Annotated in this window: 14 protein-coding genes; 5 read left to right on the forward strand and 9 right to left on the reverse strand. The window is 62.0% G+C overall.

What is annotated here, in order from left to right:
- Positions 1 to 26 precede the first annotated feature (26 nt).
- The 4 genes from LQ232_RS21365 to LQ232_RS21380 form a co-directional block, all read right to left on the reverse strand.
- Complete coding sequence (locus LQ232_RS21365) at positions 27 to 797, reverse strand: phosphoadenylyl-sulfate reductase (protein ID WP_230182420.1); 771 nt, start codon at positions 795 to 797, stop codon at positions 27 to 29.
- Entirely contained in the window at positions 794 to 1279 is a 486-nt protein-coding gene (locus LQ232_RS21370; RefSeq protein ID WP_230182421.1) for a DUF934 domain-containing protein, read from the reverse strand. Before LQ232_RS21370 ends, LQ232_RS21365 begins: the two co-directional genes overlap by 4 nt.
- Before the next feature lie 20 nt (positions 1280 to 1299).
- Positions 1300 to 3000: a nitrite/sulfite reductase gene (locus tag LQ232_RS21375; RefSeq protein WP_230182422.1), complete on the reverse strand. Its 1701-nt coding sequence runs from the start codon at positions 2998 to 3000 to the stop codon at positions 1300 to 1302.
- An 82-nt stretch (positions 3001 to 3082) separates the two neighbouring features.
- Complete coding sequence (locus LQ232_RS21380) at positions 3083 to 3778, reverse strand: sulfite exporter TauE/SafE family protein (protein ID WP_230182423.1); 696 nt, start codon at positions 3776 to 3778, stop codon at positions 3083 to 3085.
- 178 nt (positions 3779 to 3956) lie between these two features.
- Here LQ232_RS21380 and LQ232_RS21385 point away from each other — a divergent pair, with 178 nt between their 5' ends.
- Positions 3957 to 4886: a patatin-like phospholipase family protein gene (locus LQ232_RS21385; RefSeq protein WP_230182424.1), complete on the forward strand. Its 930-nt coding sequence runs from the start codon at positions 3957 to 3959 to the stop codon at positions 4884 to 4886.
- A 3-nt stretch (positions 4887 to 4889) separates the two neighbouring features.
- Here LQ232_RS21385 and LQ232_RS21390 read toward each other — a convergent pair whose 3' ends face one another.
- Positions 4890 to 5351, reverse strand: coding sequence for a DUF192 domain-containing protein (locus LQ232_RS21390; RefSeq protein ID WP_230182425.1), 462 nt, complete (start codon positions 5349 to 5351; stop codon positions 4890 to 4892).
- Positions 5352 to 5555: 204 nt separating this feature from the next.
- Between LQ232_RS21390 and icd the strand changes: the two genes are divergently transcribed.
- Positions 5556 to 6809, forward strand: coding sequence for an NADP-dependent isocitrate dehydrogenase (gene icd, locus LQ232_RS21395; protein ID WP_230182426.1), 1254 nt, complete (start codon positions 5556 to 5558; stop codon positions 6807 to 6809).
- Between the two features lie 83 nt (positions 6810 to 6892).
- Here icd and LQ232_RS21400 read toward each other — a convergent pair whose 3' ends face one another.
- Entirely contained in the window at positions 6893 to 7201 is a 309-nt protein-coding gene (locus LQ232_RS21400; RefSeq protein WP_230182427.1) for a hypothetical protein, read from the reverse strand.
- Positions 7198 to 7830: a TetR family transcriptional regulator gene (locus tag LQ232_RS21405; RefSeq protein ID WP_230182428.1), complete on the reverse strand. Its 633-nt coding sequence runs from the start codon at positions 7828 to 7830 to the stop codon at positions 7198 to 7200. The genes LQ232_RS21400 and LQ232_RS21405 overlap by 4 nt, the downstream gene beginning before the upstream one ends.
- A gap of 197 nt (positions 7831 to 8027) precedes the next feature.
- Here LQ232_RS21405 and LQ232_RS21410 point away from each other — a divergent pair, with 197 nt between their 5' ends.
- Positions 8028 to 8768 (forward strand): fumarylacetoacetate hydrolase family protein, encoded by a 741-nt coding sequence (locus LQ232_RS21410; RefSeq protein ID WP_230182429.1) that lies wholly within the window; start codon positions 8028 to 8030, stop codon positions 8766 to 8768.
- A gap of 2 nt (positions 8769 to 8770) precedes the next feature.
- On the forward strand, positions 8771 to 9823 hold the full coding sequence (locus LQ232_RS21415) for an MBL fold metallo-hydrolase (RefSeq protein WP_230182430.1): 1053 nt from the start codon (positions 8771 to 8773) through the stop codon (positions 9821 to 9823).
- 26 nt (positions 9824 to 9849) lie between these two features.
- Here LQ232_RS21415 and LQ232_RS21420 read toward each other — a convergent pair whose 3' ends face one another.
- On the reverse strand, positions 9850 to 11019 hold the full coding sequence (locus tag LQ232_RS21420; RefSeq protein ID WP_230182431.1) for a zinc-dependent alcohol dehydrogenase: 1170 nt from the start codon (positions 11017 to 11019) through the stop codon (positions 9850 to 9852).
- A 169-nt stretch (positions 11020 to 11188) separates the two neighbouring features.
- The gene (locus tag LQ232_RS21425; RefSeq protein ID WP_230182432.1) at positions 11189 to 11986 is read right to left on the reverse strand and encodes a tetratricopeptide repeat protein; all 798 of its coding nucleotides are present in this window, start codon (positions 11984 to 11986) and stop codon (positions 11189 to 11191) included.
- A 174-nt stretch (positions 11987 to 12160) separates the two neighbouring features.
- Between LQ232_RS21425 and LQ232_RS21430 the strand changes: the two genes are divergently transcribed.
- Positions 12161 to 13690, forward strand: a complete 1530-nt coding sequence (locus tag LQ232_RS21430; protein WP_230182433.1) for a hypothetical protein — start codon at positions 12161 to 12163, stop codon at positions 13688 to 13690.
- Positions 13691 to 13700 lie beyond the last annotated feature (10 nt).

Genomic DNA, 13700 nt, shown 5'->3' on the forward strand with positions numbered 1-13700 from the left:
GTCTTGACTTGGGTTCTTGAATCAACTCAATTCGGCGGGCGGATGAGGCTGGACACGATGGGCGGCAACTCTTCGGCCACGTTGTCTTCATGGACGTGCAGGCCGCACTCCTTGGCTTTCTCGTCTTCCCACCACCAGCGGCCGGCGCGGAAGTCTTCACCCACGGCGATGGCGCGCGTGCAGGGCGCGCAGCCGATGCTGGGCATGAACTCGTCGTGCAGCGGGTTGTAGGGCACCTTGTTGAGCGACACGTAGTGCCACACATCGCCCCAGGTCCAGTCGATCATGGGGTTGTACTTGGCACGGCCCTTGTCGTCTTCTTCACGGGCCAGCATGCCACCGCGGTTGTTGGACTGTTCGCGGCGCAGGCCGGTGATCCAGGCTTCGCGGCTGGCCAGCATGCGGCTGAGCGGCTCCAGCTTGCGGATGCCGCAGCAGGCCTTGCGCAGGTCGATGCTCTCGTACATGGCCTTCTCGCCGTTCTTGCGAACGAACTCGATGGTCACTTCCTGCACAGGCTGGTAGACCTCGACCTTCAAGTCATACGTGGACTCGATGGTGCCGATCATGGCCACCGTTTGCGGGTGCAGCATGCCGGTTTCCAGCGTGCCGATGGCGATGGCGATGTGGTGGCGCGCGATCAGGTCGGTGACGATCATGTCCTCGACGCCCAGGCTGGTGGCCTGGACGACCTTGCCCGGGTGCTCGGCCGCTGCGGCTTTGAGCAGCGCGACCGTGGCCGCGAGCTTGGCCTCGAAGTCGGGGCTGGCCTTGGCGTACAGGGCGATGGCGCTCATCGTGCGAACACCGGCTTGGTTTGCTGCACGTCGCCCTGGTAGTGGCCACGCGCGGCGAAGAAGCCCAACGCGCGCTCGGCGGCGGCGCGTTCCTGGTCGTGGCGCAGCACCACGGCGTCCACGCCCGAGCGTTGCAGCAGCGGCATCATGTCGACCAGCACTTCGCCGGTGGCGCGGATCTGGCCTTTGAAGCGGTAGCGCGAGCGCAGGATGTGCGCCTGGCTGTAGGCGCGGCCGTCCACCCATTTCGGGAACTGCAGCACCACCAGCGAGAGCTTGTTCACATCGCATTCCAGCACTTCGATGTCGGCATCGTTCGGGAAGATCACGCCCACGGCCTTGTCGGCCGGCCATTGCTCGCGCACGGCGTGCCACTGGCCCAAAGTCAGCAGGCTGTGGTCCACCTTGGGGGGGTGAGAGATCGGGCCGTCTTCGCCGCCGGCTGTGCGCCACTGGTCGTGGTGGGTGTCGATGAATTTCATGGTCGGAGTCTTTCTGGCGATCAGGCGGCTTGCTTGGCGGTGCTGCGGCGCACGGCGTTGGCGGCGCTCTTGAACGGGTCCAGGCCCACGCGCTGCACGGTGTCGATGAATTTCTCGTTCGCCGCGCGTTGGCCGCGGTAGGTCTCGATCACGGCTTCGATCACGTCGGTGACTTCATCGGCCGCGAACGAGGGGCCGATGACTTTGCCGACCGCGCTCACGGGCGCGTGGCTGGAGCCATCGGAGCCGCCCAGGGTGACCTGGTACCACTCGCTGCCGTCCTTGTCCACGCCCAGGATGCCGATGTGGCCGCTGTGGTGGTGGCCGCAGGAGTTGATGCAGCCGCTGATGTGCAGATCGATGTCGCCGATGTCGTACAGCTCATCGAGGTCTTGATAACGCTCGATCAGGTCGTTGGCGATGGGGATGGAGCGGGCGTTGGCCAGGGCGCAGAAATCGCCGCCTGGGCAGGCAATCATGTCGCTCAGCAGGCCGATGTTGGGCGCGGCGAAGCTGGCGGCCTTGGCGGCTTCCCACAGAGCGTACAGATCCTCTTCGCGCACCCAGGGCAGCAGCAGGTTCTGGTCGTGCGTGACGCGCAACTCGCCCTGGCTGAACTGGTCGGCCAAGCCAGCGGCCTTGTCCATCTGGTCGTCGGTGGCGTCGCCAGGGGCCTGGCCCACGCGCTTGAGCGACAGGGTCACGGCCTTGTGGCCCTTGACCTTGTGGGCGTGCGTGTTGCGCTCCAGCCATTTGGTGAAGGCCACGGGGGCGTCAGCAGGCGCGCCATTGCCGACGGCATCGTGCGCGATCACGCCCGCAGGCTGCACGAAACTGGCCGACACACGGTCCAGCTCGGCCTGGGGGATGACATGCGAAGCGCCATCGACGTCGCGCGTCATGATCTGCTTGAACTCTTGCTCGACCTGGTCAAAGAACTTCTGGCCCTCGGCCTTGACCAGGATCTTGATGCGCGCCTTGTACATGTTGTCGCGGCGGCCATAGCGGTTGTAGACCCGCACGATGGCTTCGATGTAGATCAGGATCTGCTGCCAGGGGATGAACTCGCTGATGACGCTGCCAGTGATGGGTGTGCGGCCCATGCCTCCGCCCACCAGCACCTTGAAGCCGACTTCGCCAGCGTCATTGAAGCGCAGATGCAGGCCGATGTCGTGCCAGTAGGTGGCCGCGCGGTCTTCCTTGGCGCCGTTGACGGCGATCTTGAACTTGCGCGGCAGGAAGGCGAACTCGGGGTGCAGCGTGGACCACTGGCGGATCACTTCGCAGTAGGGGCGCGCGTCGATGATCTCGTCGGCGGCCACACCCACCAGGGCATCGCTGGTGATGTTGCGGATGCAGTTGCCGGATGTTTGGATGCCGTGCATGTTGACCGCGGCCAACTGGTCCATCACGTCGGCGCTCTTGGTCAACGGGATCCAGTTGTATTGCAGGTTCTGGCGCGTGGTGAAGTGCGCGTAGCTGCGGTCGTATTCGCGCGAGATCTTGGCCAACTGGCGCAACTGCACGCTTGACAGCTCACCGTAAGGCACGGCCACGCGCAACATGGGCGCATGACGCTGCACATACCAGCCGTTTTGCAGGCGCAGGGGGCGGAACTCGTCGTCGGTCAACTTGCCGGCCAGGTTTCGCTCCAGTTGGTCGCGGAACTGCGCCGCGCGGGCGCGGACGAACTGTTTGTCAAATTCGGTGTACTGATACATGGCGTCTACCCGGTGGTGAGCCCGGGTGTCAATGTGTCAAAAAAGGGCGGATATGTCGCGCGAGTGGACTTCTTGAGAACCGTCAGGTCGCCAGCAAAACTTTGCGGGCGGCCAACAGGAGGCACAGACAAAGCGCAAAACGTGTGATTGTCTCAGGCAAATGCTTCGTCAGCTTGGCCCCCACCCAAATCCCGGGGAGGGAGCCCATCAACAATTCGATCAGGATCAGCCAGTTCACGTTGCCCAGCGAGGCATGGCCCATGCCGGCGACGATGGTCAAGGGCACGGCGTGGGCGATGTCGGTGCCCACCAGTTTGCGGATGTCCAGGCGTGGATACAACAGCAAAATCAGGGTGGCGCCCACGGCGCCCGCCCCGATTGAGCTCAGAGACACCAGCACACCCAGGATCAGGCCGCAGATCACGGTGAGCGCAGGTTGCCGGGCGGGTGTGATCCAGCGCTCCAGCCAGATGCCCACTTTGGACCAAACCGGCCGAAATGCCACGGTCACGGCCGTCAGCACCAGGGCAATGGCCAAGGCGAACGACAACATGTTGTCGCCGCTCTTGGTGATGCCCACCATGTGCATGTAGGTCAAGGTGGCGATCGCGGCCGGGATCGAGCCCGACAGCATCAATTTCGTGATGCGGTAATCAACGTGGTCTTCGCGGTGATGAGCGATCGAACCTGATACCTTGCTCAAGCCGGCGAACCACAAATCGGTGCCAATGGCCACGGCCTTGTCCAGGTGAAACACGGAAATCAGCAGCGGCGTCATCAATGATCAACCTCCAACCCCAGTCAACCCCACAATCAAGCCCACGCCCGCGCCGGCGGCCACGGCAGTCCAGTCAAAGATCATGAAAAACTACAGCTTTCTGGGTGAGGCTGTGTATAGCAGCCTGGTGAATGAGGTCGAACTGTAAAAAACTTCTATATAAATGAGAAGAACAATTTTGAATTTTGCTTATGCTCCTGTGGAATATGCGGCCAAGCGTGTTTTGTGCGCGACGCTGATCGTGGCGTTGGCCGCCTGCGGTAGCACACCGCCTGCCCCCGCGCCGGAGGTTAAAGCGCCGGTGTTGGCGCCAGTGGTTAAACCAGCCGCCAAACCGCCCCGCATCGGTCTGGCCCTGGGCGGGGGCGCGGCGCGCGGTTTTGCCCACATTGGTGTGCTCCAGGTGCTGGAAGAGCAGGGCATCAAGCCGGATCTGGTGGTGGGCACCTCGGCCGGCAGTTTGGTGGCCGCCATTTACGCCGCGGGCAAAACGCCAGGCGAGCTGGAATCCATGGCCATGAACCTGGACGAATCGACCATGACCGACTGGGTTTTCCCGGGGCGGTCGGTGATGAAAGGCGAGGCGTTGGCCAAGTTTGTGCGGGGCTTCACCGCGGGCCGGCAGATCGAGCAAATGGCGCTGCCCTTGGGCATCGTGGCCACTGATTTGAACTCCGGCCAGCCGATTCTTTTCCGCCGAGGTGATCCAGGCACGGCAGTGCGGGCCTCCAGCTCAGTGCCTGCAGTGTTTGCCCCGGTGCGCATCGCTGGGCGAGAGTATGTGGACGGTGGCCTGGTGTCGCCGATCCCGGTGAAGTACGCCCGCCAGATGGGCGCCGATCTGGTGATCGCCGTGGACATCTCGGCGATTCCGGAAGGCCAGCCGACCAAAGGCGCGGTCGACATCCTCCTGCAGACCTTCAACATCATGGGCCACAGCATCAGCCAGTATGAGCTGCAAGACGCCGATGTGGTAATGCGGCCCAGGTTGTCGGGCATTGGTGGTGGCGATTTTGGCAATCGCCGCCTGTCGATCCTGGCTGGGCGGGAAGCGGCTTTGAGCGTGCTTCAACAACTCAAGGAAAAGATCGCGGCCAAGACCCGCTGACGATTACTTGCCGGTGCCGAAGGGCTCGCCAGTCACCTTGGTGCCGGCCTTCAGTCCGCGTTTGCTGAACCAACCCTTGTTCATTTCAAGCACATAGCGCACGGGCTTGGCCGAGCAGTGCGGTTCAAGCGTTTCGGGCTTCATCTCGTCGAGGTTGACGATGGTGCCGTCATCGCCAATGAACGCCACCGACAAGGGGATCAGCGTGTTCTTCATCCAGAAGCACTGCTGGCCGGGCCGCTCGAAAACAAAGATCATGCCGTCGTTGGGCCCCATGCTGGTGCGGTGCATCAACCCGATTTCGTGCTGCTTGGGGGTCATGGCCACCTCGGCCTTGATCGTGTGGAAGGTGATGCCGAGTGCCACGGTGGGCAATTGTTGGGGCCCTTCCTGGGCCAGCGCAGGCGTGCAGGCCACGGCGCTGAGCCATAGGGCCGCGGCGGCCCGCCGTGCTGTCGTCTTCATGAGTTCGGTCGTCAAAATGGTGGTCCTGGTTGGCATGCGGCATGCAGCACTTGGAGGCGGCCATGATTATTGGCACAAAAGCACTGGCTTGCGAGTTGCTTCTTTTTAACGTGCTGCGCAGGGGGCTCGCGTAGAATTCTCAGGCACGCTGCCGACATCCATGGCAGTGTTTTAACGGAAACGCCAAACGCGGAGACGACAATCATGTTCCAGCACATCAAAGTGCCCGAAGGTGGGCAAAAAATTTCGGTCAACCCGGACTTTTCGCTCAATGTTCCCCACAACCCCATCATTCCCTACATCGAGGGCGACGGCACGGGCTTCGACATCACCCCGGTGATGATCAAGGTCGTGGATGCGGCCGTTGAGAAATCGTATGGTGGTCAGCGCAAGATCCATTGGATGGAGATCTACGCTGGCGAGAAATCCACCCGGGTTTATGGCCCCGACGTGTGGCTGCCTGAAGAAACCCTGAAGGTCTTGAAGGACTACGTGGTGTCCATCAAGGGCCCGCTGACCACGCCCGTGGGCGGTGGTATTCGTTCCTTGAACGTGGCCCTGCGCCAGGAGCTTGACCTGTACGTCTGCCTGCGCCCGGTCACCTACTTCAAGGGCGTGCCTTCGCCTGTGAAAGAGCCCGAGAAGATCGACATGGTGATCTTCCGCGAGAACTCGGAAGACATCTACGCCGGCATCGAATTCGAAGCCAAGAGCGACAAGGCCAAGAAGCTGATCGCTTTCCTGCAGACCGAGTTCGGCGTCAAGAAGATTCGCTTCCCGGAAACCTCCGGCATCGGCATCAAGCCCGTGTCCACCGAAGGCACCGAGCGCCTGATGCGCAAGGCCCTGCAGTACGCCATCGACAATGACAAGCCCAGCGTGACCATCGTGCACAAGGGCAACATCATGAAGTACACCGAAGGTGGCTTCCGCGATTGGAGCTACGCCTTGGCGCAGCGCGAGTTCGGCGCCGAGCTGATCGATGGCGGCCCATGGTGCAAGTTCAAGAACCCGAAGACGGGCAAGGACATCATCGTCAAGGACGCCATCGCGGATGCCTTCTTGCAGCAGATCCTGTTGCGCCCGGCCGAGTACAGCGTGATCGCCACGCTGAACCTGAATGGCGACTACATCTCTGACGCCCTGGCCGCGCAAGTGGGTGGCATCGGCATTGCCCCGGGCGCCAATTTGTCGGACTCGGTGGCCATGTTCGAAGCCACCCACGGCACGGCGCCCAAGTACGCCGGCAAGGACTACGTGAACCCCGGCTCCGAAATCCTGTCGGCCGAAATGATGCTGCGCCACATGGGCTGGTTCGAGGCGGCTGACCTGATCATCTCGTCGATGGAGAAATCCATCCTGAGCAAGAAGGTGACGTATGACTTCGCGCGTTTGCTGGACGGTGCGACGCAGGTGTCGTGCTCCGGCTTTGGTCAGGTGATGATCGACCACATGTGATCTGCCTCCGAGGCGCCTGATGGCACCTTGCAAAAGCCCCTGATCTTCTTTGCGAAGATCAGGGGCTTTTTATTTGGGCGGCCTCAGCGGGCGCAGATGGTGCCGCCCAGCACTTGCCGCTTCATCAAGAAGGCAACGATCTCAAAAATCGCCAGCGGTGCCAAACCCAGCAAGAGGACATCGGTGAGCAAATCGCGGTAAGCGCGCCGTTTGATGTTGAGCCTGCGCAGGTGCACGTGGGCGGTGTGGTGCAGGCGAGGGCAGTCCACGACCAGATCGTGCGCCCGGCGAAAGTGCGCGTGGGCCGCCTCCATGCGCCCCGCCTGCTCGTCTTGCATGCCCAGTTGCCAGGCTGCCTCGGCTTGGTGTGCAATGTCTTCGATGGATGTCATGGGGATCTCCTTTTTCGGGTAGGCGAGGGGGGATGCAAGGCCATGGTGCCGGTGATGAGAATGAGCAGCAGTTCTTCAGATTCGCCCAGCAAAGCGTCTCTTTGTTCCGGACTTTCCAGGTAGCGCACCACCAGGCCATAAACCGCGCGGCCATAGACGCCCAGCACCCGCAACCACACGGCGTCGTTCCCAAGCGGCAGCAGCTTCATGGCGCGCTGTTCAAGCAGCATGTCGCGGCGAAGTTCGTCCAGGCAGCGTTGCAAGCCCATGCGGCTTTCGTTGGGCGGGCCATGAAGGGTGCGGTAGGCCACCAGGAAAAGATCGCGGTGGTTGGCCGCGAAATCGAACAGCCAGCCCACGACGCGGCGCACCACCGAGGGGTCGCGCGCCACGTCTGCGCGGGCGGCGCTGGTGCCTTGCCGCAACTGGGTGGTGAACTCGTTCATCAACTCGGTTTGCAGTTGACCCAGGCTGTCGAAGTGGCGGTAGAAAGTGTTGTGATTCAGCCCGGCCTCGCGGGCCAACTCGCGAAGCGAGAGGGTCTCGGCGTGCTGCTGTCGCGCCAGCATGCGCAGAGCCGCGTCCATCAGTTGGCGCTTGCCCACCGCCATGGTTGAGGTGCTGCTCATGTTTGACATGAAGTATCCATATGGCTACATTGTATCCATTTGGATACCTAGGGGTAAAGATGCGTTGGCGTCGTATGTCATCAAACAGGGTCAATGAGGCAGTTTGGCACGTGGAAGAGTCTGGCCAGTGGCGAGTGGCCACCGAGCAAGAGGCGGCGTCACGGGCATGGTTACCCGAACCGATGACTGGTTCAAGCATGCCGTTTCAACCCCGGTCGTTTCGGGATTGCAGCCTTTATGAGCGGCATTGGATCCAGTCGTCACGGGGCTATGCCAAGCGCTTTTTGCCGGCGGCCAGTGTCTTCACATCGTTGTACGAACGCGTGCTGCGCAAGCCGTTTCCGGCGTTCAAGCCTCATCCGCTGGCCTACCAGCAACCGGTGTATTACTTTGGCAACCACCTGAGCTTCGTGCCCAGTGGAACACCCATCCGCGCACCCCGCTTCACCAAGGCCCTGGACTACGAGCTTGAGCTGGGCGCGGTGCTGTCCAAGCCGTTGCTCAATGCCTCGCCGCAAGAGGCGCTTGCCGCGATCGGGGGCTTCGTGGTCATCAACGACTGGAGCGCCCGAGACATCCAGCGGCGCGAAATGGCCACGGGGCTGGGCCCCCAGAAATGCAAGCATTTTTGCAGCTCGATGTCCGATGAGTTCGTGGATGCGCAAGATGTGCTGCCTCGCATTGAGCAACTCAAGGCGCGCGTCGAGGTCAATGGCGAGATCGTGGCCACCACCAGCACGGCCAACATGCTGCACAACTGGGCCAACACCTTGAGCCACCTGTCAACGGATGAGCCACTGTGGCCTGGTGAGCTGATCGCCACCGGCACGCTGCCCTTTGGTTGTTCGATGGAGAACGGGCGTTGGCTGAAGCCGGGTGACACCCTGCGCCTGGTGATCGATGGCGTGGGTGAAATCAAGCACGAGTTGGTGGGGTGAGCATGGCCCGTCTGATTGCTGGCACGGGCCGCACCCAAACCCGGATGGGCGATGTACCGAATTTTGCCGAAGGACTTTATGAGTTGGCGGCGGACACGTTTGCCTGGCTGGTGCCCAATGGCAGCTGGGGCGAGACCAACCTGGGCCTGGTGCGTTGCGGCGACCAATCGGTGTTGATCGATACCTGCTGGGATCTGCATTTCATGCGCGAGATGCTGAGCCATGCCGCGCCCATCTTGAAGGTGGCGCCGGTACGCCACGTGATCAACACGCACGCTGATGGCGACCATTGCTGGGGCAACCAGCTGTTCGCCGACAAGGCCATCACCGCCACACACGCCAGCGCCGCGCAAATGCACCGGCATCCACCTGCCCAGTTGCGCGCCTTGAAATGGGGCTCGGCATTATTCCAGCGCTTGCCGGTGGGCAACATTGATGCCCTGGGCCGCTACATGGGCGACATGCTTCGGCCTTATCGATTCAAGGGCGTGACCGTGCAGGCTCCGAACCAGACCTTCTCTGGCACTACAACAATCGATGTGAATGGTGTGGTGTTGAGGCTCATTGAAGTGGGGCCAGCGCACACCGATGGCGATTGCATCGTGCATGTGCCGGAGCGCGAGGTGGTCTACACCGGGGACATCCTGTTCGTGGGTGTCACGCCAGTGGCTTGGGCTGGGCCGGTCGCCCAAATCGTGTCGGCGCTGCGGCAGGTTCAGTCCCTGCATGCCAAGGTCATCGTGCCGGGGCATGGGCCCCTGGCCACGCTGGCGGATGTGCAGTTGCAGATCGACTATTGGGATTGGTTGCAGTCAACTTTGCAGCCGCTGGCGCAACGCGGCATCAGCCCTCACCGGGCCAGCCGGGCATGCCTGCAGTCCAAGGCCTTCAGGGAGTCGGCGTTTGCCCGCTGGCTGGCCCCAGAGCGTCTCTTCACGTCGGCCTGCACCTTGTACCGGGAGTGGGGCCTTGACACCTCCGGGATGGGCGGGCCGTTGGGCACGCTGGATCATTTTCGTAAGCAGGCGAGCCTGGCGGCCCTTGCAGTTCGGTAATTGGGCTGGGCAAGAGCTGCACCAGGTCAAGGCTTGATCACCACCTTGATGCAGCCATCGGCCTTGTCGCGGAAGGTCTTGTACATCTCGGGCCCATCTTCCATGCCCACGGTGTGTGTGATCACGAACGATGGGTCGATCTGCCCGTCCTGGATCCTGCGCAGCAGGTCATCGGTCCAGCGGTTCACATGGGTCTGGCCGGTGCGCACCGTCAAGCCCTTGTTCATCAAGGCGCCAAAAGGCACCTTGTCGATCAGCCCGCCATAAACACCGGGGATGGACAGGATGCCCGCGGGGCGGCAGACGTAGATCATCTCGCGCAACACGTGTGGCCGGTCGGTTTCGAGCATCACGGCTTGCTTGGCCCGGTCGTACAGCGCGTCAATCGAGCGTGTGGCGTGGCTTTCCATGCCCACGGCGTCGATGCACTTCTCGGGGCCTTTGCCACGCGTGAGTTCCGCCAGCCGTTCAACCACGCTTTCTTCTTCAAAGTTGATGGTGACGGCGCCTGCTGCCTGGGCCATCACCAGCCTCTCAGGCACGTTGTCAATGACGACGATCAGCTTCGCGCCCATGAGCGCGGCGCTGCGGATGGCGAACTGGCCCACGGGGCCGGCCCCCCAGATCGCCACGGTGTCGGTGGGCTGGATGTCGCATTGGGCCGCGGCCTGCCAGCCGGTGGGAAAGATGTCGCCCAGAAAAAGCACCTGCTCGTCGGTCAGCCCATCAGGGATCAACACTGGCGCCACGTCGGCATAAGGCACGCGCACATATTCCGCCTGGCCGCCCGGGTAGCCACCGGTGAGGTGGGTGTAACCGAACAGGCCCGCCGTGGTGTGGCCAAAAGCCTTGTCCGCCAGGTCCTTGCGGCGGTTGGTGCGTTCGCACACCGAGAAATTTCCGCGTCGGCACTGTTCGCATTCACCGCAGATGATGGTGAAGGGGACGACCACCCGATCGCCCACTTTCAGCTTCTTGTTGTCGGAGCCCACCTCCACCACTTCGCCCATGAATTCGTGGCCCATGATGTCGCCGCTTTCCATGCCGGGCATGAAACCATCGAACAGATGCAGGTCTGATCCGCAGATTGCGCAACTGCTGACCTTGATGATGGCATCGCGTGAATGCTCGATGATCGGATCGGGGACGGTGTCGCAACGGATGTCGTGTTTGCCGTGCCAACAAAGTGCTTTCATGATGGACTCCTTGGGGTTGATTGCCCTGCGTTCATGGGCCAGTGCCGGCCAGCAAGCCTTGTTCCCAACACCAAACGGAATGCAGTTGCTGCGAGGGTTGGATACCTCATCAACTGTTCCTGGAGGTTGATGCGCTCGCCACCGGGGCGTGATCAAGCCGGGTTGTCGATCATGGCGCGGGGCCCGACGCCCGGTTTACCAGGGCCGCCAGGCCAAGCTGCCCCCGTTTTCGGGCTTCAGAGATGCTGGCCTGAAGGCGGGTCACGTCCAGGTCTTCGATGGGCCCGATCTGCAGCATCTTTTCCCACGACCTGACCGCAGCGTCGTAGTCATGTTGCTCGAAAGCCATGGCACCGGCAAGCCACAGCGCTTTCAGGTTGGCTGGGTCCAGGGCCAGGGCTTTGCTCACCATGGCCCTTTCCGCCTCGCCAAATGGCCCGCCTTTCAGGGCCGCTTGAACCTGAGCGTACTCAGCCAACCAGCTCGGGTTGTCCGGGCTCAAGGCCAGCGCCTTGGCATACGCCTGGCTGGCCTGCTGCGGTTGGTCCAGCAAGGCATGCGAACGCGCGAGCATGATCCAGCCTGGCGCGTTGTCGGGATGACGCTGGAGGTTTTGCGACAGTGTCTGGGTCATGGCGGCCATGCGGGCTCGGTCAGGGGGCTGCGGCAACTGCGCCTGGGTGGCATCCGATACTTGGCTCGGTGCCTTGGTTTGAACTTGGGCGCGAACACCCGCCGCTTGCAACCACATCGCGGCCACCAGCACCGTGGCGGCTCCCAATCCGGCCAGGAACCACGGCAAGGATGGACTGGACGGCTTGAGACCCTCATCGGCCAGAACCAGGTCCACCAATTCCCGTTCGATTGATGAGCGATCCCTGTCGTGATCGGCATCACTGATGACGCCACTGGTCCGCAAACGGGCAAGTTGTTGCAACTGCTTTCTCAAATCGAGGATGCGGTTCATGGGTCCAGCCCTTGCCAACAGTGAAGCCAGCGCGGGATGTTAAAGGCGTCTCCAGGCACACCGGCCAAGCCCTCGACCTTGTCATGGGCAAATCTAAAACCCGCCATTTTTGGCTAAGGTAGCGCGGCCAACCCTCTTCATGCAGTCCTGAAGTTCCCATTCCAGGAGCCCCTCATGAATCGACTTGCTTTGCCGCTTGGCGGCGCTTTGCCCATGGTGGCCGTTTTGCTGGCCGTGACCGCCGCCACTGCCCAGAACAATCCTGGCGCCGATGACGCGGTGCGCCGCGCTCAAGCGCCAGCTGCCTCAGTGCCGGTGGCGCGCGTTGAACAGCAAAAAACCGCGAACGACCGGCCCGAGAAGTTCATGGCGCCCAACGCGCAAGCGCTGTCGCCCGCCTTGGCCGGCCAGCCCGATGGCGGAAAGATCACTGGTTTCGATTTTTACAGGGATCCGCTGAATGCCAAGCGGCCCATGCAGACCTTTGAAGAGACCATGGCCGCCGATGTTCGCGATAAGCCGGGCGTCATGCAGGGCCAACAGAACCTGCTGTCCAGCCGTTACAACCTGACCCCGAAGCTGGACCCACTGGCCAAGATGTCCAGGGGCAAACCGTTGGCAGTGGGCCCGACGGCCAGGCTACCCAAGGGTCTTACCTGGCAAGAGCTGGCATCGCTGTCCCCGGATGAAATACGCCGTCGAAACCTGTTCCCATACCCGGCGCTTCCGCACCCCCAGCATGTCACCGGTGGGCAAGTTTTCCCGGCCATGCAGATCGACATGTTCCCCAGGCTTCAGCGCTTCGATGTCGACTTCGATTTGCCCGAGGCTTTTCTGCCCGAGTTTCCTCCGGCGATCTACCTTCAGAACCGGCCCGAGCTGGGCGACGTGTCTCGCGGAGAGGTGGTGTCCATCAACAACTTCTACCGCTTGTTCAAGGATCTGTTGACACCGGTTCAGCTCAACGGCCTGCAATTTTTGCTGACGCCATTGCCGCAAGAAGAGTTCAATCCCACTGATGATCGGAAGACGGCACAGCCCAGCCTGGGTGTGTCGTGCTTCGACTGCCATGTGAATGGGCACACCACCGGGCAGTTTCACTTGAACCCCGACACGCGGCCCCAGGAGCGCCGCATGCGGCTGGACACGACCAGTCTGCGTGGCCTGTTCAACCAGCAGATCCATGGGTCCAAGCGAAGCCTCAGATCGGTCGAGGACTTCACGGAGTTCGAGTTCAGGACGGCCTACTTCAATGGTGACCCGGTGCATGCCATGAAGAAAGGTTTTCCCATCATCGACCGCATTCACGTCAGCCACATGGCGCAATTGCAGAACATGCTGGATTTTCCGCCCGCGCCCAAGTTGAATCTGGAGGGCCGGCTCAACTCGGCGATGGCCACCGAGAGCGAACGGCGAGGCGAGCAACTGTTCTTTGGCAAAGCGCGGTGCGCAAGTTGCCATGCCGCACCACATTACCTGGATCACCAGATGCACGATTTGCACCTGGAACGCTTCACCAAGGAGCCGGGCGACGGGCCCATGAAGACCTTCACGCTGCGGGGCATCAAGGACAGCCCACCCTATCTGCACGATGGCCGACTGTTGACGCTGGAAGACACCGCCGAGTTCTTCAACCTGGTGCTGCAACTGGGGTTGACCGAAGGCGAGAAGCGCGACCTGGTGGCGTTCATGCGCCAGCTGTGAGCGGCTGGTT

This window comes from Aquabacterium sp. CECT 9606, from assembly GCF_918741295.1.
In the GTDB taxonomy this organism is placed as follows: domain Bacteria; phylum Pseudomonadota; class Gammaproteobacteria; order Burkholderiales; family Burkholderiaceae_C; genus Aquabacterium.

Coding starts and splice junctions, on each gene's coding strand:
- LQ232_RS21365 (WP_230182420.1), bottom strand. CDS start 797: ATGAGCGCCATCGCCCTGTACGCCAAGGCCAGCCCCGACTTCGAGGCC.
- LQ232_RS21370 (WP_230182421.1), bottom strand. CDS start 1,279: ATGAAATTCATCGACACCCACCACGACCAGTGGCGCACAGCCGGCGGC.
- LQ232_RS21375 (WP_230182422.1), bottom strand. CDS start 3,000: ATGTATCAGTACACCGAATTTGACAAACAGTTCGTCCGCGCCCGCGCG.
- LQ232_RS21380 (WP_230182423.1), bottom strand. CDS start 3,778: ATGACGCCGCTGCTGATTTCCGTGTTTCACCTGGACAAGGCCGTGGCC.
- LQ232_RS21390 (WP_230182425.1), bottom strand. CDS start 5,351: ATGAAGACGACAGCACGGCGGGCCGCCGCGGCCCTATGGCTCAGCGCC.
- icd (WP_230182426.1), top strand. CDS start 5,556: ATGTTCCAGCACATCAAAGTGCCCGAAGGTGGGCAAAAAATTTCGGTC.
- LQ232_RS21400 (WP_230182427.1), bottom strand. CDS start 7,201: ATGACATCCATCGAAGACATTGCACACCAAGCCGAGGCAGCCTGGCAA.
- LQ232_RS21405 (WP_230182428.1), bottom strand. CDS start 7,830: ATGAGCAGCACCTCAACCATGGCGGTGGGCAAGCGCCAACTGATGGAC.
- LQ232_RS21410 (WP_230182429.1), top strand. CDS start 8,028: ATGCCGTTTCAACCCCGGTCGTTTCGGGATTGCAGCCTTTATGAGCGG.
- LQ232_RS21415 (WP_230182430.1), top strand. CDS start 8,771: ATGGCCCGTCTGATTGCTGGCACGGGCCGCACCCAAACCCGGATGGGC.
- LQ232_RS21420 (WP_230182431.1), bottom strand. CDS start 11,019: ATGAAAGCACTTTGTTGGCACGGCAAACACGACATCCGTTGCGACACC.
- LQ232_RS21425 (WP_230182432.1), bottom strand. CDS start 11,986: ATGAACCGCATCCTCGATTTGAGAAAGCAGTTGCAACAACTTGCCCGT.
- LQ232_RS21430 (WP_230182433.1), top strand. CDS start 12,161: ATGAATCGACTTGCTTTGCCGCTTGGCGGCGCTTTGCCCATGGTGGCC.